This window comes from Amycolatopsis sp. NPDC104863 (genome assembly GCF_055582965.1).
Genome location: NZ_JBVJOW010000007.1, coordinates 333640 through 355393, shown reverse-complemented (window position 1 = coordinate 355393; position 21754 = coordinate 333640). Strand labels below are relative to the sequence as shown.

The window sequence follows — 21754 nt, the reverse complement described above, 5'->3', positions numbered from 1 at the left end:
CCGTCAGAGGGCGGTGGGTGAGGTCAGCACCGGGAGCTGCACCGTCACCCGGAGCCCGCCGGCCGGCCGGGGTGCCAGATTGAGGATTCCGTCGTGGGCCCGGGTGATGCTCCGGACGATGGCCAGGCCGAGGCCGACCCCCGCGTGATCGCCGCCGCGGATGCGCTCGGTGCCGCGCTGGAACGGCTCGGTGAGCGTGGAGACCAGCTGAGGGCTGAGCTTCTCGCCGGTGTTCTCCACCGTGAGCATGACAAACCCGGACCGGACGGCCGTGTCGATCTGCACGGAGCCGTTTTCCGGCAGGTTGTGGACGATCGCGTTGTGCAGCAGGTTCGTCGTCAGCTGCAGCAGGAGCACGGGCGAGCCGATGCTGGACGTCAGGTCGCCGGACGTCTCGATGGTGACGCCGTGCTTCTCCGCCAGCGGCAGGAGCGTCTCGGCGGCCTCTTCCGCGATCAGCGACAGGTCGACGTCCTCGCCGTTGAACGACCGCTGGTCGGCGCGGCTGAGCAGGAGCAGGGCTTCGGTAAGCTCGATGGCCCGGGCGTTGGCGGCGCGGAGGCGGTCGTCGAGGTCGGCGCGGTCGCGGTCCGGGTCGGTGCGGGCGACGTCGAGCAGGGTCTGCGTGATCGCCAGCGGGGTCCGCAGCTCGTGGGACGCGTTGGCCGCGAACCGCTGCTGCCCGGCGACGTGCGCTTCGAGCCGGGCGAGCATGGCGTCGAAGGCGTCGGCGAGCTCGCGGAACTCGTCCTTGCGGCCCGCGAGCCGGACGCGGTGCGACAGCGACCCGCTGGTGGCCATGCGGGTGGCCTGCGTGATGCGCGTCAACGGCGCGAGCATCCGGCCGGCGAGGACCCAGCCGCCCGCCAGGCCGAACACCAGCAGGAACACCATCACCGCAGCCGCCGACGGCGCGAAGGCGCGCAGGAGGAACCGGCCCGGGGGCGCGATCACCACGCCCATGGTCTCCTGGGCCAGCCGCTGGTAGCCCAGCAGGAACACCGTCACGGCGGCGAGCAGCAAGGTGCCCGAGACCATGACGATCCCGGCGTAGCTGAGGGTGAGCTTGAGCCGAACGCTCATCCCGGGCGCCCTATCCACGGTCTTCGCCCTCCGGTGGGGTGTCGATGCGGTAACCGACGCCCGGCACCGTGGTGATGACCCACGGTTCGCCGAGGCGCTTGCGCAGGGCCGAAACCGTGATGCGCACGGCGTTGGTGAACGGGTCGGCGTTCTCGTCCCACGCCCGTTCGAGGAGCTCCTCGGCGCTGATGACCCCGCCCTCGGCGGCGACGAGCACTTCGAGCACGGCGAACTGCTTCCGGGTGAGCGCCACGTACCGGCCGTCGCGGTAGACCTCGCGGCGGAACGGGTCGAGCCGCAGGCCCGCGATCTCCCGCACCGGCGGCCGGTTGTGGGGGCGCCGGCGGTCCAGCGCCCGGAGCCGGAGCACGAGCTCCTGGAGCGCGAACGGCTTCGTCAGGTAGTCGTCGGTGCCCAGCTCGAACCCGGACGCCTTGTCATCGAGCCGGTCGGCGGCGGTGAGCATGAGGATCGGCATGCCGCTGCCGGAGGTGACGATGCGCTTGGCGACCTCGTCCCCCGACGGGCCGGGGATGTCCCGGTCGAGGACGGCGAGGTCGTAGGTGTTGACGCTCAGCAGCTCCAGCGCGGTGTCGCCGTCCCCGGCGATGTCGGCGGCGATCGCCTCCAGGCGCAGACCGTCGCGGATGGCCTCCGCCAGGTGGGGCTCGTCCTCGACGATCAGCACACGCATGTCTCCGATGCTACGAGGCCGGGGCATATCGCCGGCGTATCCGAAACGGCATACGGGCCGGCAACCCCGCGTTGCCTTGGCTGGAGCCATGGTCTCCAGCGAACCGGCACGAACCCTGCTCGGCACGGCGGACGGCGCCCTCCCTGCCGGCACGACTGTCTTCGACGACGCGGTCCCGGCCGTGGCCAACCTCGAGCCCGGCCTGCTCGCGGCCCTGCGCCGAGCGGCGGCCGACGCGGCCCGCGACGGCGTCAGGTTCCGTGTGAACGGAGGCTGGCGCTCCCCGCGGTACCAGGAACGCCTGCGCCGTGACGCGGTCGCGAAGTACGGCTCGGAGGAGGAGGCGGCTCGGTGGGTGACCACGCCGGACCGGTCCGCGCACGTATCGGGGCAGGCCGTCGACATCGGGCCCGTGGAGGCCCGGGCCTGGCTTGCTGAGAACGGCGCTCGGTACGGGCTGTGCCAGATCTACCGCAATGAGCCGTGGCACTACGAGCTACGGCCGGAGGCCGTCGAGCACGGCTGTCCGCCGATGTACGCCGACCCTTCGCACGATCCGAGGATGCGGTGAGCGGCCCGGCGGGCCCAGGTGGGCAGCGATTTCGGGTGCTTCAGGCCGAGCCTGCCTGCCGGTGTTCCCGGCAGGGCCAGCTCGTCGTGGGGCTGGGCTTGCTCGTGGAGGTGGTCAACCCCGGCTCGCGAGGGGCGTCGTGCGTGTGCCCCGACGAGCGCCGCTTGCGCGTGCTCGGCCCGCCGCGCGCATACGCGCAGTCGGCGGGCCCGGTCAGAACCAGTGCACGCAGTGCGGGGCGCGCTCGACGCGGAAGAGGCGGTCGGCGACGGCGGCCGCGTCCGGGTGGTGGGCGCGGATGTGACCGGCGCGCACCAGCGTGCTCGGGGCGGTCCCGCCGAGGTAAAGCGAACCCAGGTCACTGACGTCGAGGGACAGATCGGCATCCCGGCGCGTCGGGACGCACTCGGCCTTGCCGTCCCGGACGGTCAGCAGGTGGCGGCCGTGCTCGCCGGCGAACGGGTCGTCTACCTCGAGGACCAGCTCGCCGTCGGCGAACCAGCCGCGCGTGGTCAGCGCCCGCGGTATGTCCAGCAGCCGCACCCAGAGCCAGTCGGTGTCGTCGGCGACCTGGCCGGCGCGGAAGTCCGCGAGCTGCCAGCGCAGCGGGTCGCCGGGCGGGCGGTGCTTCAAGACGACCTCGGTGACCAGGTCGTGGCCGAGCACGAACCGGGCCAGGGCCGTCGCGACGGCGGGGTCGGTCGTGATGGTCTCGTCGACGACCAGCGTGTTCGACTCGAGCGAGTAGGTGGCGTAGCCGTCCGCCACGCCGTCGGCGTCCCGGTGGACGGCGACGTACCGCGGCGCCGGGGCGATCGGGGGCTTCCCCGCGCCGGTCGCCCACCAGCGGTGCGGCCGGGACAGCGCGCCGGGCTGGGCGCGGCGGTAGCGGTCGTAGACCTCCTCCAGGACGTCTACGCACTTGTCCCGCGGCAGCAGCTCGATCGAACCGGGGTCCGCCGTCTCGCCCGCCCGCGGGATCGCGAAGGCGGCCTTGTGACGCGGGACCGTCAACCGCGAGGTGGCGGTCGCCGGTCCGTACCCGAACCGGCGGTAGATCAGGGCTTCCGACGCCAGCAGCACGGCGAGGAACTCCCCGCGCGCCCGCAGCTCGGTGAGCTGGTGCCGCATCATCGCGCTGAGCACCCCGCGGCGCCGGTGCGAGGGCAGGACGCCGACCGCGGTCACGCCGGCGGCCGGGGCGACCACTTCGCCGGGCAGCGTGAGCTCGAAGGAGTACGCGCCGGCGGTGCCGACGGGCCGGCCGCCGGCGGCCAGGGCGAGCAGGTTGCGGTCCATCTCGAGCGCGGACCACCAGACCCCGGTGCCGTCGGCCGACTTCTCGGGGAACCGCCCCAAGGCGGCGTGGAAGGTGTCGACGAAGACCTCGAGGTCGTCGCCGGTCGTCGTGCGGACTTCTGGTGCTGTCACAGGATTCCCATGGCTTCCCACATGACCATCGCGAGGCCGACGCCCCGCAGGTCGCCGACTGTGCCGGACATCCGGTTCATGACGTAACAAAACGTGGTGCGCGCGTCGAGGTCGACGATGGTGAGCGAGCCGCCGTACCCGCCCCAGTACAGGGTGTGCGGGTTGGGCATCACCTGGTCGCCGACGGCGAAGCCCAGGCCGAACCGCAGCGGCATGCCGAGAACGAGGTCGCGCCCGGAGACCTGCACGTCGAGGGCGCGCCGGCAGCCGGCCTCGGACAGGAAGCGGCGGCCGTCGGCGACTCCGCCGTTGGCGAGCATGGTGTGGACCAGCGCGACGGACCGGGCGTTGCCGGTGCCACCCCCGGCCGGGATCTCGGCGGCGCGCCAGGCCCGCGAGTTGACCTCGGCCACCTCGGGGCCCGGGTTGCCGCCCACCCGTTTCTGCAGCTCGGTGACGGCGAGCTCGGGCGGCGGCCCGTCCGGCGGCGGCACCAGCTCGGCGACGCGCGGCTCCTCGGACGCCGGCAGCCCGATGTGGAAGTCGGCCCCCAGCGGCCCGGTGATCTCGTCGCGGAGGACGGCGCCCAGCGAGCGCCCGGTGACGCGCCGCACGACCTCGCCGACGAGGTAGCCCTGCGTCAGCGCGTGGTACCCGCACGCGGTGCCGGGTTCCCAGTCGAGCTCCTGGGCGGCCAGCAGCGAGGTGGCCTTTTCCCAGTCGTAGAGGTCCTCGGTGCGCATCGGCTGCCGCCAGCCGGGCAGGCCGGCGGAGTGGCTCAGGACGTGGCTGACCGTGACGTGTTCCTTGCCGTTCGCGGCGAACTCGGGCCAGTAGCGGGCCACGGCGGCGTCGAGGTCGAGCTCACCGCGGTCGGCGAGCAGCAACGCGGTCAGCGCGGTGACGGTCTTGGTGGTCGAGTAGACGTTGACGATGGTGTCGCGCTCCCACGGCCGCGCCCCGGCGGCGTCGGCAAAGCCGCCCCAGAGGTCGACGACGGTCTCCCCCTCGACGGTCACGCACAGCGCGGCGCCGAGATCCGTCCCGTCGGCCAGGTTGGCCGCGAACGCCCCTTCGACGGCGGCGAACCCCTCCTGGACGAACCCCTCGACGGCCATGTCGCCGAATGTAGACGGTCCGGCGGACGGGGCGTACCGAATTACCGGGCGGCCCGGACCTGCTGCGCGAGCCCCGAGGCCGAGACCGCCGCCGGCGCTCTCTCGGTGTTGTCCGACCGGCTCCACCACCAGGGTGGCGGGTCTGCTCGGCCGGGGCCGGCTGCCTTGCCGGACCTGGCCGTCCTCGCCGCCGGCGGAGCCAGGCACCACCGGCACGAGGTGGTGCAGCTGATCGGCGCGCCGTCGCACCCGGGTTCGTCGACCCCGCGTGGCCGCTCGCGCTGGACGCCGTCCGGCCGCGGTTGCTCGTGCTGCTCGATGATCGGATCCGTGGGTCCGCCGCGAGGCGGCACTCCTGGCCGGGAACGGCCGGGGCGGATCCGGACCTCGGTGCCGACCCGCTGGTCCGGCACCTCGCCGCGAGCCCGCAGCACCGGGTCGTCGCGCTGGTCGCGGACCTCGGTCAGGACGGGGCCGCCGCCGCCCGGGCGGAAGACGACCGGACACGCGTCGAGGCCGCCCACGCGCTGGGACGCGTCACCGGCGACCCGGGGGAGCCGGCGGCGATCCTGAGGGAGTATCCGCTGGGCCGGGGCGACTGCTTCCCGGTCCGCGTCGCGGCGCTGCGCCACCTAGCCAGGACGGGCCCGGGCCCGGCGCTCAAGCACGCGATCCTCGGTTTCCCGCGCCGGATCGCGTGGCCCGGTGGCCGGCCCACGTTCACCGAGGACGAGATCCGCGGCTCTAGGCGGCGACCTTCACCAGCTCGGTCACCGGCGACGCCCCGAGGAACTGGTCACCGTACAGATCACCCCGGTCCGGGAAGAACGTCAGGATGTTGCGCGCTCCCGTCGCCTCCACCAGCTTCCTCGCGCCCTGCAGCGCGATTCCCGACGTGCCGCCCGCGTAGATGCCACGGCCCGCCAGCTCGCGCACGCCCTCCGCGGCTTCCTCGTCCGTCGAGTAGTACACGTCCTCGACCAAGTGCATGTTGGAGCCGATCACCTCGGGCACGCAGTTCATGTTGCCGATGCCGCGCAGGACGCTCGGGCCGGGCTCCAGGCCGAACGTCGCCGAGCCCACCCGGTCCGCCACGTAACACGGGATTCCCTTGGCGCGCAGCATTTCCGAGAGGCCGACGAAGTGGCCGCCGGTGCCGACCACGAAGATCGCCGCGTCGATCCAGTCCAGGTCCAGCTTGGGCTCGACGCTCGGGACCAGCCAGCGGCGGTACACCGCCGGGTTGAGGTCGGAGTTGTTCTGGTTCGTCCAGTGCATGCGGGGCCGCTCCGCCAGCAGCGCCTCCAGGAGCTCCACGCGGGACTGCTGCGTGCCGCCGGTCGGGTGCGGGCCGCTCACGATGTGCAGCTTGGCGCCGAGCAGCTCGATCTTGCGCCGGGTGACCGCCGGGATGTTCGGGTCGGTGACGAGCTCGATCGGGTTGCCGAGGATCTTGCCCGCCAGCGCGAGGCTCACGCCGAGCGAGCCCGACGTCGACTCGATCACCGTCTGGCCGGGCTTCAGCAGCCCGGCTTCGTAGGCGAGCAGCAGGATCCCGAACCCGAGGATCGACTTGAAGCTGGACTCCGTGGTGGTCATGCCGTAGATCGCGCGCAGCCGGCCGCGGCCGTCGGCGATCGGGCCGCAGTCGAGCACCGGGAGGTCGGCGAAGCCCTCGAGCATCCTCTCCGCGACGCGTCGCGGGTCTTCGATGCCGTTCCAGTCCTCGATCACGAGACGATCCTTTCGGGAGCCGCGGGAATGGGGAACAGCCGGACGAACGTCGTGATCATGCTCGGATCACCCTTCGCCTCGACCAGGCCGAGCCACAACGCGTCGGTCGGGCTCAGTTCGCCGGCCATCAGGTGCTTGAGCAGCGGTGACTCGATGACGAGGTCGGCGCCGGGCAGCGGGCCTTCCTCGACGGTGAGCACGCCGTCGTCGACGCGGGCGCCGACGACCAGCTCGCCGAAGCGCACCTCGAAGCTCGCCCGGACGCCGCGGGCGCGGTCCGGCCGGAACGTCGAGCGCAACGCGAGGATCGCGATGTCGATCGAGTAGAGGTCACCCGGGCTCGGGTCGCCGAGCGAGCGCGCGCCCCAGAGGCCGAGCTCCAGCAGGACCGGCTCCAGCGCCCGGCCGTAGCCGGTCAGCTCGTAGGCGCCGGACGCGCCGAGCCGGACCACGCCGGCCTCGACGAGGTCGGCCAGCCGGCGGGCCAGGATCTCCGCGGACGCCCGGGGCAGCGTCTCGTGCAGCTCGGCGAACAGCTTCGGGCCCAGGAGCAGGTCCCGGACGACGAGCACCGACCACCGCGAACCGATGATCTCGAATGCCCGCGCCAGGCCGCAGTACTGGCCGAGCGGTCGGTCTGCCATGCCGGTTCCCTTCAGCTCGCCAGCCGTCGCGGCACCGCGACGGACTCGGTCATCCGGTCGAGGATCGCGCGCAGCACCGGGGTCGCGGTGCCGAAGTTGAGCCGCACGAAGCCGTCACCGCCGGGGTTGTACTTGGTGCCGGCGGCCAGCTCGACCCGGGCCCGCTCGAGGAAGTAGCCGGCCGGGTCGGCGCCGCAGCCGGCGAGGGCCCGGCAGTCCAGCCAAGCCAAGTAGGTCGCTTCCGGCAGGTGGTAGCGGACCTCCGGCAGCCGTTCGGCGAGCAGGTCGCCGATCAGCCGCCGGTTGTCGTCGAGGTAGCCGACCACGGTGTCCAGCCAGTCGGAGGCCTCGGTCCAGGCGGCGAGGCTCGCACGCATGCCGAGCACGTTGACGTTCGGCCCGGCCGGCAGCGCCGCGAGCTTTTCCCGCAGGGCCACCGGTCCGACGTGCCCGACCGCGCAGCGCATGCCGGCGAGGTTGTACGCCTTGCTCGCACCGTAGAGCGTCACGGTCCGGGCTTCGAGCGCCGGATCGAGCGACGCGAAGGGCAGGTGCCGGTGGGGCGCGTAGGTGAGGTCGGCGTGCAGGTCGTCCGAAACCACCGTCAGGTCGTGGCGTTCGGCGACCTCGCCGAGCGCGGTCAGCTCGGCCCGGGTGAACACGCGCCCGGTCGGGTTGTGCGGGTTGACCAGGATCAGCACCCGGCACCCCTCACCGGCGGCGCGCCGGGCGAAGTCGTCGGCGTCGAACCTCCAGCCCCGCGGGGTGTCGAGCATCGGGATCGGCACCAGGCGCAGGCCCAGCTGCCGGATCATCGCCGGGAAGGGCCCGAACGCCGGGGTGTGGATCGCGACGCCGTCGCCGGGCCGCGTGCTCAGCTCCAGCGCCGTCCGCACGGCGTGCGTCACGTCGGTGAACTCGCGGACGTGCTCCGGGGCGGGAAACCAGCCATAACGGGCCGACATCCGCTGAGCGAAGGCCTCGCGCAACGGGCTCGCGTTGTCCGTCCAATTAGGATAGCCGAGGTCGCCCTGGTCGAGATAACCGCGCAGGGAAGCCAGAACCTGCTCCGCCACCGGGAAGTCCATGTCCGCGATGGACGCGGGGAGCACGTCCGGCGCGGGAGCGCCCCACTTCACCCCGGGGCGGAACCGCAGGGTCCGCTCGTCGAGCCGGTCGAAGATCAGGTACCGGGCCCCTTGCGATGCGCGCATGGCTCAAGAACACCGTGGTGGCAGGGAAATGTCATCTCCGGAGGTGCTCAGACCCTATAGCACGCCCGGAGGTGCGTCTCACTGGTTGGACACCGCATGCTGGCCCGCAGTGACCTGTGTCGGAGACGGAGAGGAACGCGATCCGGATGGCCGCGCAACAACCGAGCGAACCCGCCGAGGTTAACGGCGACAGCCCCTTTCCGCTGACCGAAATCCAGTACGCGTACTGGGTCGGCCGCGGCCCGAACTTCGTGCTGGGCAACGTCGCGCCGCACGCCTACTTCGAGCTCGAAGGCCGCCGGCTCGACCCCGGCGCGCTGACCACTGCGTGGAACCGCCTCATCGACCGGCATCCCATGCTGCGGGCGGTCGTCGGCACCGACGGCAGCCAGCGCGTGCTGCCCGAAACGCCCCGGTTCGAGATCGACGTCGTCGACCTGCGGGACGCGCCGGCCGGCGAGGTCGAGGGCAAGCTCGAAGAGATCCGGTCGGCCATGTCGCACCGCGTGTACGACGCGTCGCAGTGGCCGCTGTTCGACGTGCGCATCACCCGCCTGGCCGACGCGGACCGCCTGCACATCAGCCTCGACCTGCTGATGGTCGACCTGGCCAGCGTCACGGTGCTGTTCAGCGAATGGCAGCTGCTGTGTGAGAACCCGGCGCACGAGCTCCCGCCGATCGACGTCTCCTTCCGCGACTACGTGCTCGCGCTCGAGCGCAACGCCGACTCTCCGCGCACCCAGCGGGCGCTCGAGTACTGGACGTCCCGCGCCGCGACGCTCGCGCCGCCGCCGGACCTGCCGCTGGCCGCGTCGCCGGTCTCGGTGCACAAGCCGCGGTTCACCCACCGCGAGTTCCAGCTCGACCCGGACGCCTGGAAGCGCCTGCGCGACCGGTCCGAAGCGAAGGGGCTGACCCCGACGACCGTGCTGGCGACGGCCTTCTCCGAGGTCCTCGCCGCGTGGAGCGGGACGCTGAAGTTCACGCTGAACCTGACCCTGTTCAACCGGCTCCCGCTGCTGCTCGCCGAGGACGGCGAAGGCCACCGGATCCTGCACCCGCACCTGCGCCGGGTGGTCGGCGACTTCACCTCGATCTGCCTGCTGGAGGTCGACACCGCCGAGGGCACGTTCGAGGAGCGCGTGCGCCGCACCCAGCGCCAGCTCCAGCAGGACCTGCGCCACCGGCATGTCAGCGCGCTGCACACGCTGCGCGAACGCCGCCGGCTCGGGCTGGACACCGCGTTCGGCACCATGCCGGTCGTGTTCACCAGCGGCCTGGGCACGGTCGCCGACGTCACCGGCCCGCGCGACTTCTTCGGCGACATCACCTACCGGATCAGCCAGACCCCGCAGGTGTGGTTCGACCACCAGGTCGTCGACTTCACCGGCTCGCTCGACCTGACGTGGGACGTCGTCGAGGAGCTGTTCCCGGGCACCCTGCTCGACGACATGTTCGCCGCCTACACCGGCCTGGTGGAGCGGCTCGCCGCCGAAAGCGCCTGCTGGGACGGCGAACTGCGGGTCAGCCCGCCGCAGTACCAGCTCACCGAGCGCGACGAGGTGAACCGCACCGCGGGCCCGCTGCCCGACGGCCTGCTGCACGAGCCGTTCCTGGCCGCGGCCGCCGAGCACCCGGACTCCCCCGCCGTCATCACCAGCGCCGGCACCGTCACCTACGGCGAGCTCGCCGGCCGGGCCGGCGCGGTGGCCGACGCGATCCTCCGCTCGGGTGACGGCTCCCCGGTGCGCGACCGGCTGGTCGGCATCAGCCTGGACAAGGGCGCCGACCAGGTCGCGGCCGCGTACGGCGTCCTGCTCGCCGGCGCGGCGTATCTGCCGGCCGGCGCCGGGCTGCCCGCGCAGCGGCGCAACGGGATCCTCACCGACGGCCAGGCGTCGACGGTCGTCACGACGTCCCGGCTGGCCGACCAGCTCGACTGGACCGGCTGCGCCACCACGCTGGTGCCGATCGACCGGCTCACCGCCCCCGACGCCCCGCCGTCGAGCACCGCCGAGCCGTCCGACCTGGCGTACGTGCTGTTCACCTCCGGCTCGACCGGACGGCCCAAGGGCGTGATGATCGAACACCGGTCGGCGCTGAACACCGTCGCCGACATCACCGAGCGGTTCGGCGTGACCGCCGGCGACCGGGTCTTCGGGCTGGCCGAGCTGAGCTTCGACCTCTCCGTGTACGACCTGTTCGGCGCGCTCGGCGCCGGCGCGGCGCTCGTGCTGCCCGACCCCGACCAGACGAGTGAGCCCGCGCACTGGGCCGAGCTGATGAGCGAGCACGGCGTGACCGTGTGGAACTCGGTGCCGGCGCAGATGCAGATGCTCGTCGACCACATCGAAGCCGTCGGCGACGTCCCCGAGGGCCTGCGCCTGGTGATGCTCAGCGGCGACTGGATCCCGGTCGACCTGCCCGGCCGCATCCACGAGCTCTGGCCGGACGCCACCGTGATCAGCATGGGCGGCGCGACCGAGGCGTCGATCTGGTCCAACTACCACCAGGTCGACGAGGTGCCCGAAGGCACGCGCAGCATCCCCTACGGCGTCCCGCTGCGGAACCAGCGGTTCCACGTGCTCGACGGCGGCCTGCGGCCCTGCCCGGACTGGGTGCCGGGCGAGCTGTACATCGAGGGCACCGGCCTGGCCCGCGGGTACTGGCGCGACCCGGCCAAGACCGACGCCAGCTTCCTGCGTCACCCGGTCACCGGCGTCCGGCTCTACCGCACCGGCGACTACGGCCGGTACCTGCCCGGCGGCATCATCGAGTTCCTCGGCCGCCGGGACGGGCAGGTCAAGATCCGCGGGCACCGGATCGAGCTCGGCGAGATCGAAGCCGTGCTCGCGCAGCACGCCGGGGTCGACCGCGCGGTCGCCGTCAAGGCCGAAGACGACGGCGCCGGCGCGCGGCTGGTCGGCTACGTCATCCCCGGCCGGGACGCCGTGGACGGGCCGGAGTCCTTGTACAGCAAGGAAACCGTCGACCCGGCCGAGTCGGAGCGGACGTGGCGCGCGCTGTGCGACGGCGCCCTGCCCGCGCCCGGCCCGTCGGCCACGGAGCTGGCCGCGGCCTGGACGCAGCTCAACAACGTCTACGCCCACGCCGCGGCGATGGCCCTGACCTCGCTCGGGGTGACCGGCGAGGTCGACGTCCCCGCGCTGCTGCGCTCGGGCGGTGTGGCCGCGCGGTACGAGAGATGGCTGCACCGCGCCTCGGCGAACCTGACCGAGCGGGGCATGCTGCCGGGCGCGCTCCCGACGGCCATCCCCGACGAGCTGGTCGCCGCCACGCACCGCGTGCTCGGCGACAAGCTGGGGGTGCCCGCCGACCTCACCGACTGGCTGATGACCATCGCGGCGAACGTCGAGGGCGTGCTCACCCAGAGCATGCACTCCGCCGAGCTGTACGCGAACGACCGCACACCCGCGGTGTACGAGCACCTCTTCGGCCCGGTGCACCTGGCCGCGACCGAAGCGATCCGGCGCGTCACGGCGGCTTGGCCCGAGGACAAGCCGCTGCGGATCCTGGAGGTCGGCGCGGGCTACGGCACGCTGACCAAGCACGTCGTGCCCGAGCTGCCGGAGCACGCCGAGTACACCTTCACCGACATCTCGACCTACTTCACCGAGCGGGCGCGGGAGCAGTACGCGGACTACCCGAACATCGGCTTCGACCTCTTCGACGTCGACAAGCCCGCCGACATCCAGGGGTTCGACGGCCGGGCGTTCGACCTGGTCATCGCGGGCAGCATGCTGCACGACGCCAAGCTGATCCGGCGGGCCGTGCGCAACCTGCGGTCGGTGCTCGCGCCGGGCGGGATGCTGCTGCTGGTCGAGCAGACCGCGTTCCACGACTGGTTCGACCTGACCATGGGGCTGCAGCAGGGATTCGACGGCTACGAGGACACGGACCTGCGCTCGGCGCACCCGCTGCTCGACGCGGCCACCTGGCGCTCCGAGCTGGCCGAAGCCGGGTTCGCGGACTCGGCCGTGCTGACGCCCGAGGGCAGCGGCATGGCGTCGGTCGGCTTCGACGTGATCGTCGGGCGCGCGCCGGACGAGAGCAGCCGGTTCGACGGCGAGCGGCTGCGGTCGTTCCTGGGGCTGCACCTGCCGAAGCACATGGTGCCCAGCACGATCCACGCCATCGACGAGCTCCCGCTGACCAGCACCGGCAAGGTCGACCGCGCAACGCTGGCCAAGGCGCGCGGCCGGGCGTCGGCGGCCGGTCGGCCGGCCAAGCCGCCGCGCACCGAACGGCAGCGCAAGCTCGTCGAGATCTGGTGCACCGTGCTCGGCCTGAGCCACGCCGACCTCGGTGACGACTTCCTGGAAGCCGGCGGCGACTCGCTGCTCGCGGCCCGGCTCGTCGCCACCATCTCCTCGGCGTTCGGCACCACGGTCGCCGTCGCCACCGTGCTGGAGTACCCGACCGTCGAACTCCTCGACGGTTACCTGGAGCAGATCCTCGGCGCCTCCGAGCTGCTTCCCGACGTTGCGGAGGTCGTTTCGTGAACGCGCACGAGGAGGACCTGCGGGCGTGGCTGACGACGTTCGTCGCCGACGTCCTCGACATCGGCCCGGAGGAGGTCGACCCGGGCGCGCCGTGGGAGTCGCTCGGGGTCGACTCGGCGATGACGCTGGTGCTCGTCGCCGACCTGTCGGTGGTGCTCGGCCGGACCGTGCAGCCGATCGAGGTGCTGAGCAACCCGACGATCGACGCGGTCGTCGAGCACCTGGTGACCGTCGAAGCGGTGGGAGGCGAACGACCGTGAAGCCACGCGCCACCGGCCGGTGGTTCGTCCGGGGCCAGGCGCGGCCCGGGCGGCCCCAGCTGTTCTGCTTCCCGCACGGCGGCGGGTCGGCCGCGGAGTTCGTCCGCTGGTCGCGCCAGCTGACCGGGGTCGAGCTCAGCGCCGTCCAGCTGCCCGGGCGCGGGTCGCGGCTGTCCGAGCCGGTGCTGTCCACCATGGACGAACTGGTGGCGGCGGTGGTCGACGTCATGCCGACGACCGCGCCGTACTCGGTGTTCGGGCACAGCCTCGGCGCGCTGGTGGCCTACGAGGTCACCCGCGAGCTGCGGCGCACCGGGCGCCGGCTGCCGGACCGCCTGGTCGTCTCCGGCTTCCCGGCGCCGTCGACGAAGCGGACCGAGCCGCCGGTGCACGGCCTGCCCGACGACGAGCTGGTCGCGGAGGTGGGCCGCCGCCACGGCGGCCTGCCCGGCGAGATCCTCACCGACCCGGAGCTGAAGACGATGGTCGCCCGGTACCTGCGCGCCGACTACCAGGTGCTGGAGACCTATCAGTGGCGTCCCGAAGCGCCGTTGCCGGTGCCGCTGACGGTGTTCGGCGGCCGGGACGACTCGATCGGCGAGGACGAGCTGCGCGCGTGGCGCGACCACGTGACGGAGCCGATCACGGTGCGGCAGTTCGCCGGCGACCACTTCTACTTCCGGCAGAACCCGGCGGTGGTCCTGCGCGCACTGGCGGCGGTCGTCCGGACGACCGTTCCCGCGGACAGGGCGGCGTGACCATGTGGGTCTTCATCGCGGCCGCGCTGGTCATCATCATCATCCCGGGCCCGGACCAGGCGCTCATCACCCGCCAGGCCCTGGTCCGCGGCAAGGGGTCGGGCTTCATGACGACGCTGGGCGGGGCGACGGGCCTGTCGGTCCACGCCGCGGCGGCGTCCCTCGGCCTGACGGCGATCCTGGTGGCGTCCCCGGTGGCGTTCACGGTCCTGAAGGTGGTCGGCGCGATCTACCTGGTGTGGATGGGCGTCCAGACGGTCCGCATCGCCCGCCGCGCGGCGACCAGCCAGCCGACGGGCGAGCCGACCGACCGGAAGCCGTTGCGCTGCCTGCGGAAGGGGTTCTTGACCAACGCGCTGAACCCGAAGCTGGCGGTGTTCTTCCTGACGTTCCTGCCGCAGTTCCTGCCGACCGACGGGCCGGTGCTGGGGAAGGCGCTGACGTACTGCGGCGTGTTCGCGGCGTTGTATCTGACGTGGTTCAGCTTGTACGTCTTCACGGTGGACCGCATCGGCGCGGTGCTGCGGCGGCCGAAGGTGCGGTCGGGGATCGAGTACAGCACGGGTGTGTTGTTGCTCGGGTTCGGAGTGGGGCTGGCCATTCAGGGGATTCCGTAGGGAGTTGCGCGGGGTCTGCGGTGTCGCGAATGGGTCATGGGGGACGTCTCGCGTCCCGAATGGGTCATTCGCGACCTTCGGAGCCGGGGTCGGCGGGGAGCCGGAGCTCGCTCGCTAACGCGCGCATCGCTGGCGTGGCCCTCGCCGGCCGCGCCGGGCGCCGCGTTCCCGGCTGCGCCGGTGATGGTTTCCAGCGGCAGGCGGTGCGACCTTCGGAGCCGGCGCCTCTCCGCCACCGGAGTTCGGCCGGAGTTCAGGGGGAACCCATCTCCGCGAGCGCCGCCGTTCGGCCCGGGGCGGAAACCTCGGAGGGCCGTGTCCCCCACGACCCTCCGAGGACGGACTCCTTGATCTCATCGCGTGCGCGCCGCCGGGCCCTCTGCCTCATCGCCGGGCCGGTGCTGGCCGTCGTCACCCTCGCAGGCCCCGCCGACGCGGCCGGGACCGTCCGGATCAACGAGGTCGTGACCACCGGCGCCGTCGACGACTCCATCGAGCTCGTCAACCCCGGGGCCGTCGCCGTCGACATCTCCGGGTGGGTTCTCAAGGACGACAAGGACAGCTCGAAGTTCACGATCCCCGCCGGGACCACCCTCGCCGCCGGTGGGTTCCGGGCCTTCGACGTCCACAACGCCTTCGGGCTCGGCTCCGAGGACGAGGCCCGCCTCTTCCAGGCCGACGGCAGCACCCTCGTCGACAGCTTCGCCTGGAGCAAGCACTCCGACCCGTCGTGGTCACGCTGCCCCGACGCGACCGGCTCCTTCGCCCCGGCCGCCGTCACCCTCGGCGGCCCGAACAGCTGCAGTGCGGCGCCCACGGCCTGGCCGGGCGGCAGCTCGGTGACCACGGCCGACGCCGCCAACGTCTTCGGCGAGGACCTCAGCGGCCTGTTCCAGGACGGCGGTGTGCTGTGGGCCGCGCAGAACTCCGGCAAGCTGTGGCGCCTGCTGCCCAACGGCTCCGGCGGCTGGAAGCCCGACACGGCGTCCGGCTGGACGTCCGGCAAGGCCCTGCGCTTCCCCGGCGGCTCCGGCGCCCCTGACAGCGAAGGCGTGACCGTCACCGGCACCGGCGTCTACGTCGCCAGTGAGCGCAACGGCTCCGGCAGCAGCCGCACGTCGGTGCTGCGCTACGACGTCGGCGGGACCGGCTCGACGCTGACCGCCACGCGGGAGTGGAACCTGACCGCCGACCTGCCGCCGGTGGGCGCGAACCTCGGTTTCGAAGGCATCACCTGGGTGCCCGACACCACCCTGACCGCCGCCGGGTTCGCCGACGCCTCGACCGGCGCGGCCTACGACCCCGCGCACTACGGCGCGCACGCCGGCGGGGTGTTCTTCGTCGGGGTCGAAGGCACCGGCATGATCCACGGCTACGTCCTGCAGGACTCGGGCGCGTTCACCCGCGTCGCCTCCTTCACCAGCGGGATGAGCGGGGTCATGGAGCTGCAGTGGGAGCCGCAGGCGTCGCGCCTGTGGGCCGTCTGCGACGACACCTGCCACGGCCAGCACCGCACGCTGAAGATCGGCTCCGCCGGCACCTTCACGAACGCCGCCGTCTACAACCGGCCGAGCGGCATGGGCGACTACAACAACGAGGGCTTCTCGGTGGCCCCCGCGAGCGAGTGCGCCGGGGGCAGCAAGCCGGTGTACTGGTCCGACGACAGCAACGACGGCGGCCACGCACTCCGCAAGGGCACCATCACCTGCTGACCGGCCGCCCCCGAACACGGACACAAGACCGCCGCAGATCGCAGTCAGTCTGCAGTGGCGACACGCAACACGAACCGCTCGAACTCGGAGCTGAACAAGAGATAGGCTCCCGCTTCTTGCCGAACGAGCCCCAGGCGGAGCATCAGGTCAACGTCGATCCGCGGCAGCGAGCCCCCTTGTCTGTTGGCCACCTTGCGCAGCAGATAGCGACCTCGCGCACCACTCACCGTGTCCAGGGTTCGGATGAGACCGCGAAACTGCGGCTCGAACTGCCCAGCCAGCATCCCGTGTGCGGCAGCGACGTCGATGATGCCGGACTGCCGGAAACGCTGCATGGTTTCGTGGCACAACAAGCTGAGCAGGTAAGGATGCCCGCCAGCTCGTTCCACGATCTCCTTCTTATGCGCCATGAGGTCAACGCCGTACGGCAATGCCCGCGCTAGCAGTAGATCTACATCGTCATCGGTGAAGCAGCCCACGTCACAACGTAGCGACAACACCGCATCCAGGGTGGACCCACCGGCCGCATCGATCTCAATGGTGTCGACGGGTCGGCGCGAAACCGTGACCAGCCCAATCGAAAAGCTCTCACTGGCCAGAGAGCGCAAGACTTGGAACTCGGACAGCTTGCTGAACACACCGTCTGCCCGATCAAACTCGTCGAGCACGACAACTGTCGACACGCCGGCCGCGCTCAAGTGACGAAAATAGGTCTTAACCTGGTCGCGCAGTTCGCCGTCGTCTTCTATCGCGTGCGCCTCCGCTACGAGGCCGTTCAGCACAGGGAGGTAGGGCTGCACACACGACAAGGAACGCGGGATCAATTGCTCGTGGGTGGAGCGCAACACCGCTTGGAACAGTTTCGGTCCGTTGTCGTGATCACCCACGCTGAGGGTCGTAAACAGCAGGTCAGACCTGTTCGGAGCGTCGAGCTCGATGGCCTCCGCCACCAGGCTGCTTTTGCCCATCCGCTGACAGCCCTGAACACTCAAGTTGCCTAATCCGGAACCATCCCAGGTGGACCGTACACGCCAGAGAAGTTCCTCGCGACCAACAAAATCGCCGCCTGTCACCCGTTGCCCAACACTGCGATAGGGGTTGCCGCTCATGCCGGGCGCCCTGCCTGGGCTACCCGCGAAAGCAACCAGTCCTGGTAGAGTCGAACGACGATGCGATATCCGCCGGACTCTTCGCGCACTACATCGCGCAGCACCAGATCATCCAGCAGCGGCTTCAACTCGAGTCCGCCCTCGTAGACTTCGGCTACGCGGTCGTATGTTGCAGGCCCGTTTTCGCCAGCCCGTGCGATCGCGAGCAGAGCGCTGCGGTAAGTCGCCGCATCCGGCTGACCGGGATCGGTGTATCCCGCAGTCTCTAAGTTGTCGAAGTCATTGGGACGCAACGCCTGCAGCATGGTAATGCGCACAAGTTCCACATCAGCCTCGGTAACCAGCGGCGCCTGTTGGAGGTTCATGTACTCCACCAGCGCGAAACAGAACTTCTGGATGTAGAAGGCACTACCTCCTGTGAGTTCGGTGATGCGCTCCTTAGCCACGCCCCGAAACCGGCTGCTACCCGATTCCATGATCGGCTTGTCGATCAGCAGTTCAGCGCTGGCACTGTCAAGGTAGGTTACTCGCTCCGCGGCAAATACCCCGAATACGTTCGCGTTGTCGGCGATCAGCCGTTCCAGTGCAGCCTGACCAACGATCACCAGGTGGAACAGGTTGCGCTCGATGATGGCTTTGAGCGACTGCATGAAAGTCGGTGCCAGCAAGCCGTCTCGGATCCACTGATCAAAGTACTGGAACTCGTCGATGAGGACGATCATGGTCGGCGGATTGTCGGGGGCCCAAGCTTCCAAGTACGCACGCACCAGATCGATGAAAACCGATACCGGCTGGTCTTCGGCAAGGAAATCAGCCTTGCTCCAGCCACCTGACAGTGTCTGGTCGGGGCCTCGGCCGAGAAATCGCTCGCCGATCTCCCGCTCCGCCTGACTCAGGATCTCCCACAACACCTGCGCAACGACCCGTGTCGTGTTGCCCGGCCGCGGAGTGATCGTACCGATGTTCTCCAGATCGACAACGATGAAGTCGGCTCGCTTCTGAAGTTCGGACTTGAGGTGCACCCGGATCGATGACTTGCCGGCGCGCTTCTGACCGAAGATAGCGACGCCGCTGCCCGGAGTGCGAGCACTGTCGAAGTGCTGATGGATCCGTCTGAGGACATCGCCTCGGCCGATGAACATCTCCGGGTCGGTGACCGTCTTGCCCGAGGCTCCTTCTTGAAACGGGTTGGGTTTGATCGGGTGAAAGTCGGCCTCGGACAACAAACGGATCGCCAAGGTCACCTTTGTAGCCAAGGCCTCATCGGCGCCACGGGCATGATAGTTCAAGCAAACTTGAAGGGAGAAAGCGCCAGCAGCCAGTGCCTTCTCCGTGGCCCGCAGCCGCACCACCTGGATGTGGTGCTGGCCCCCACGTACCGCGCTGGGCAACGGGATGATCGTCTCCTCGGGAACAAAATACTCCGGGAGGTTCTGACACATCAGGATAGGTGACTCCAGTGGCGCAGCCCGTTCTTCATTGCCGACGTCAACCTGCACTGTGATCACGCCGTACTTGTCGACCGTGCTGGTCGCCAGCCCGGGGGTAATGGTCGGCTTGGGCGGATGCTGGACGATCAGTTGCCGTTGCGCTTCACCGACCATCCGCTCCACCTTCACACAGGTCGGCCAGACCAGTTCGACGGCGATTCTAGTCGGGGCGAGCAGGATGTCCTGCTGGATCTGACGCATGAGCTCGGCCGCCAAGCGCAAGCTCGCCTCTCGATCCTCGAATGCGGTTTCGTAGAGGTAGTCACGCAATCGGCGTAGTCCGTCAGCGAACCGGGTAGCCGCGAGCGGTCCCATAATGCCCGGTGGAAGCTTCTTCAGGCGGTCGATGGTGACGTCCAGCTCACCTTCTCTGAGCTGGATGTCACGCAGGAAATGCAGAAGCGCCGAATCCCCCGGATAGCGCTGCGCTTCTTTCTCTCCCAACCTCCGCCAGGTCCGGACCACTTCTTCAGCACTGGACAGGCCCAGACCATTGTCAACACGGTCCGCCAGGTACGCCGCTGCTGCCGCGCGTAGGTCTGGTTCCCCGCAGATGACCTCAAGCACCTGGTCACTGGCTGCGTCGACCTGCGAGACCAACTGTGTGACCAGGTCGAACGCCGCGTCGCCGTGTTCGGCATGTTGCTCGACGACTATCGTGTCCAACCGCGCTTCGGGTCTACCCTGAGCCGACATCAGCGCACGCCGGCCGTCCAGCGATCGCAGGAACCGTGCCAAGGCCAGCCGGGCATCGGCGTTGTCCGATTGCTCGTCCAGCCGGTCGGAGATGCGCAGGGCTTCCAGGTAGAGTCCGCGTGCCGCCTCTGGGGCGTTACGCTCGAGTACAACATCGGCCAGCGCGGTTACTCCGGAGCACAACAGTTCGAGAAAGTCGTCGCGGCGTGTCTCCCACGCGAGTACTGCTGCAGAGATGTAACTGTCGGCGCTTGCTTCGCGCGCCCGGCCACGTTGGCGCTGGGCATTCTCCGCGAGCCGGTGAGCATCGTCGCGAGTGGGCTTCTTCTTCTCTCGTTCGCGCTGCTCGCGGATCATCTTCGCGTTGCCGGAGTAGTTGTCCATGACGAAGTCGACCAGTGGAGTGATTGCCAACTGGTCCAGCTTGCCCAGGATCTCGCTTGCCCACCTCAGGTCGACACCGCTGGACTCCCCTGCACGAATCTGGGTGATACGGCGACGGATATCGTTGGCCTTGTCGTCATCGTCAGGGGCGAGGGTTCGCTCCGCCTCATCGAGGTCTCCGATGTCGCCCCGCTGAATCAAAGCCAACGCCAGACCGCGGCGGGCAGCGGACGTGCGAGTCGACCGGAATACAGCGCTCCAGTCGTCCACCGAGTCTTCACCGGCACTGAGTTTGACGTATGCGATCTGCTGACGTAGGTGATTACGCTTGGACGTCGTCAGGTTAGTGCGCTTGAACTGGCGACGCAGCAATACCAGTGCTTTGACATACTGCGCCGCGCCCACATGAAAGTCGATGAGGAGGTTGTCCAGCGCATCGCCCTTGCTGACCAATCCTGCGAATTCCTCGGTGATCAGCTGGAGCGCCGCCTTCGGACCATCGACGCGGCGAGTCAGCCAAGCAAGGTCCTTGACCGCGCTTTCGACCCGTTCACCTTGACGGATGGCTTCCCGATAGGCTTCCTTAGCGGCCGGCAAATTTTTCTCTCTGTGCTCAAATCGCTTCGCCCGCTGGTAGTGACTTTCACCGCGGCGCGGTGTGGCGCTATCCTTGGCCACCGAATTTGCACTGGGTGCAGCCAGTGGGGCGCGTGCCAGCGGCCTGCGAACCGCGCCCGCCGGCCGCGGCAACACTGTCTCGGGTGGTGCGGCACCCATGAGAGCCGCCTCGATCAACACAGCCGCAGGCGCAACCCGAGAATGCTTTTCGCGCAGTTCATGCAGAACCGCACGATTGGGTCCGTAGCGGTCCAGCACGCGGAGTAGTAGTGGCCACAGGCGGCTATCAGTGTCCGGCGGGACGATCTCGAAGTGCTTGATCAGGGCAAACGCCGCCGCTTCGTGATCGTAGACGCGAGCGGACGCGATGGCGAGCAACCGGAGACAGTCGCTGTCGCCGCCATCCAGGTCAGCACCTGTGGCCAGGTATGGCCGAGCCACTTCATAGTTCTCGTTGAGAATTCCCAGCACTCCACACAAGTAGAACAGATCCGGGTTGTACGGGTCTTTGCGCTGGAGCAACCGTGCTCGCTCGAACAGCCGTGTGACCCGGCCGAACTTGGGTGAAAGTTCGTGAACTTTTTCGGCGTGGGCAAGGGCGTTGCAAATCGACTCCAACTCGCGCCGGTCTTCCTCGGCTCCGACGAGCTTCGTACGCAGTGGCTGTAGCGACTCCTGGCCGAGCATCTCCAAAGGATCAGCTTCGTCGTCGTAGCGTTCCACGACCACGTCCGGCACAACCTGATCGGGCGCCACAGGGGGCGGCACCATAGGCGCTTCTGCGGCCGTCGACTGCTCCTGCAGAACGGCCGGCGGAGCCGAAGCCGTCTCGGGCACCTCGGACCCGCTTTGCGGCGCTGGAGGTGACATTAGCTCAGCAATGGACGCACCAGCCGCAGGAGGGGCGGCCCCGACCAACCTGCGCACCATCAGAATCGTCGCGAGCAGTAGCGCGACGTCCGATCCGTCGTCTTGTCGGACCCGTAGCCTGTCGGCGGCCAGTTCGACAAGTGTTCCATTCAGCTGATCGCCAAAGTTCAAACGAATCTCGACACGGTCGCCCACCGCCGCGACCGAACCGACGAAGTCCGCGTCCAC

Annotated in this window: 16 protein-coding genes; 6 read left to right on the top strand and 10 right to left on the bottom strand. The window is 69.9% G+C overall.

Translation table 11 applies throughout. The annotated features are described in order from the left end of the window. Positions 1-3 precede the first annotated feature (3 nt). The gene (locus ACZ63J_RS34980; RefSeq protein ID WP_465398994.1) at positions 4-1083 is read right to left on the bottom strand and encodes a sensor histidine kinase; all 1080 of its coding nucleotides are present in this window, start codon (positions 1081-1083) and stop codon (positions 4-6) included. Between the two features lie 10 nt (positions 1084-1093). Beyond that, on the bottom strand, positions 1094-1777 hold the full coding sequence (locus ACZ63J_RS34975) for a response regulator transcription factor (RefSeq protein ID WP_465398993.1): 684 nt from the start codon (positions 1775-1777) through the stop codon (positions 1094-1096). Positions 1778-1865: 88 nt separating this feature from the next. On the opposite strand from ACZ63J_RS34975, the gene ACZ63J_RS34970 reads away from it, so the two are divergent. Beyond that, positions 1866-2348, top strand: a complete 483-nt coding sequence (locus ACZ63J_RS34970; RefSeq protein ID WP_465398992.1) for a M15 family metallopeptidase — start codon at positions 1866-1868, stop codon at positions 2346-2348. A gap of 213 nt (positions 2349-2561) precedes the next feature. Here ACZ63J_RS34970 and ACZ63J_RS34965 read toward each other — a convergent pair whose 3' ends face one another. The 6 genes from ACZ63J_RS34965 to ACZ63J_RS34940 all read right to left on the bottom strand — a co-directional run bounded on the left by ACZ63J_RS34965 (position 2562) and on the right by ACZ63J_RS34940 (position 8489). Beyond that, positions 2562-3779, bottom strand: coding sequence for a GNAT family N-acetyltransferase (locus ACZ63J_RS34965; RefSeq protein ID WP_465398991.1), 1218 nt, complete (start codon positions 3777-3779; stop codon positions 2562-2564). Continuing rightward, entirely contained in the window at positions 3776-4897 is a 1122-nt protein-coding gene (locus ACZ63J_RS34960; RefSeq protein ID WP_465398990.1) for a serine hydrolase domain-containing protein, read from the bottom strand. The genes ACZ63J_RS34965 and ACZ63J_RS34960 overlap by 4 nt, the downstream gene beginning before the upstream one ends. Before the next feature lie 41 nt (positions 4898-4938). Next, on the bottom strand, positions 4939-5529 hold the full coding sequence (locus tag ACZ63J_RS34955) for a hypothetical protein (protein ID WP_465398989.1): 591 nt from the start codon (positions 5527-5529) through the stop codon (positions 4939-4941). A 112-nt stretch (positions 5530-5641) separates the two neighbouring features. Then, complete coding sequence (locus ACZ63J_RS34950; RefSeq protein ID WP_465398988.1) at positions 5642-6631, bottom strand: PLP-dependent cysteine synthase family protein; 990 nt, start codon at positions 6629-6631, stop codon at positions 5642-5644. Then, entirely contained in the window at positions 6628-7275 is a 648-nt protein-coding gene (locus ACZ63J_RS34945) for a winged helix-turn-helix transcriptional regulator (protein ID WP_465338360.1), read from the bottom strand. The genes ACZ63J_RS34950 and ACZ63J_RS34945 overlap by 4 nt, the downstream gene beginning before the upstream one ends. 11 nt (positions 7276-7286) lie before the next feature. After that, positions 7287-8489, bottom strand: a complete 1203-nt coding sequence (locus ACZ63J_RS34940; protein ID WP_465398987.1) for a MalY/PatB family protein — start codon at positions 8487-8489, stop codon at positions 7287-7289. 146 nt (positions 8490-8635) lie between these two features. Between ACZ63J_RS34940 and ACZ63J_RS34935 the strand changes: the two genes are divergently transcribed. The 5 genes from ACZ63J_RS34935 to ACZ63J_RS34915 all read left to right on the top strand — a co-directional run bounded on the left by ACZ63J_RS34935 (position 8636) and on the right by ACZ63J_RS34915 (position 16359). Further along, positions 8636-13012 (top strand): non-ribosomal peptide synthetase, encoded by a 4377-nt coding sequence (locus tag ACZ63J_RS34935; protein WP_465398986.1) that lies wholly within the window; start codon positions 8636-8638, stop codon positions 13010-13012. Further along, positions 13009-13272 carry an acyl carrier protein gene (locus ACZ63J_RS34930; RefSeq protein WP_465311509.1) on the top strand — a complete coding sequence of 88 codons (264 nt, stop codon included), beginning with the start codon at positions 13009-13011 and terminating at the stop codon, positions 13270-13272. The genes ACZ63J_RS34935 and ACZ63J_RS34930 overlap by 4 nt, the downstream gene beginning before the upstream one ends. Beyond that, positions 13269-14030, top strand: a complete 762-nt coding sequence (locus tag ACZ63J_RS34925) for a thioesterase II family protein (RefSeq protein WP_465398985.1) — start codon at positions 13269-13271, stop codon at positions 14028-14030. The genes ACZ63J_RS34930 and ACZ63J_RS34925 overlap by 4 nt, the downstream gene beginning before the upstream one ends. A 2-nt stretch (positions 14031-14032) precedes the next feature. Then, positions 14033-14647 (top strand): LysE family translocator, encoded by a 615-nt coding sequence (locus ACZ63J_RS34920; RefSeq protein ID WP_465311751.1) that lies wholly within the window; start codon positions 14033-14035, stop codon positions 14645-14647. 347 nt (positions 14648-14994) lie between these two features. Then, positions 14995-16359 (top strand): lamin tail domain-containing protein, encoded by a 1365-nt coding sequence (locus ACZ63J_RS34915; protein WP_465398984.1) that lies wholly within the window; start codon positions 14995-14997, stop codon positions 16357-16359. 44 nt (positions 16360-16403) lie between these two features. Here ACZ63J_RS34915 and ACZ63J_RS34910 read toward each other — a convergent pair whose 3' ends face one another. Together ACZ63J_RS34910 and ACZ63J_RS34905 are read right to left on the bottom strand one after the other, a co-directional pair. After that, positions 16404-17468, bottom strand: coding sequence for an ATP-binding protein (locus ACZ63J_RS34910; protein ID WP_465398983.1), 1065 nt, complete (start codon positions 17466-17468; stop codon positions 16404-16406). Continuing rightward, positions 17465-21754: an ATP-binding protein gene (locus ACZ63J_RS34905; RefSeq protein WP_465398982.1), complete on the bottom strand. Its 4290-nt coding sequence runs from the start codon at positions 21752-21754 to the stop codon at positions 17465-17467. The genes ACZ63J_RS34910 and ACZ63J_RS34905 overlap by 4 nt, the downstream gene beginning before the upstream one ends.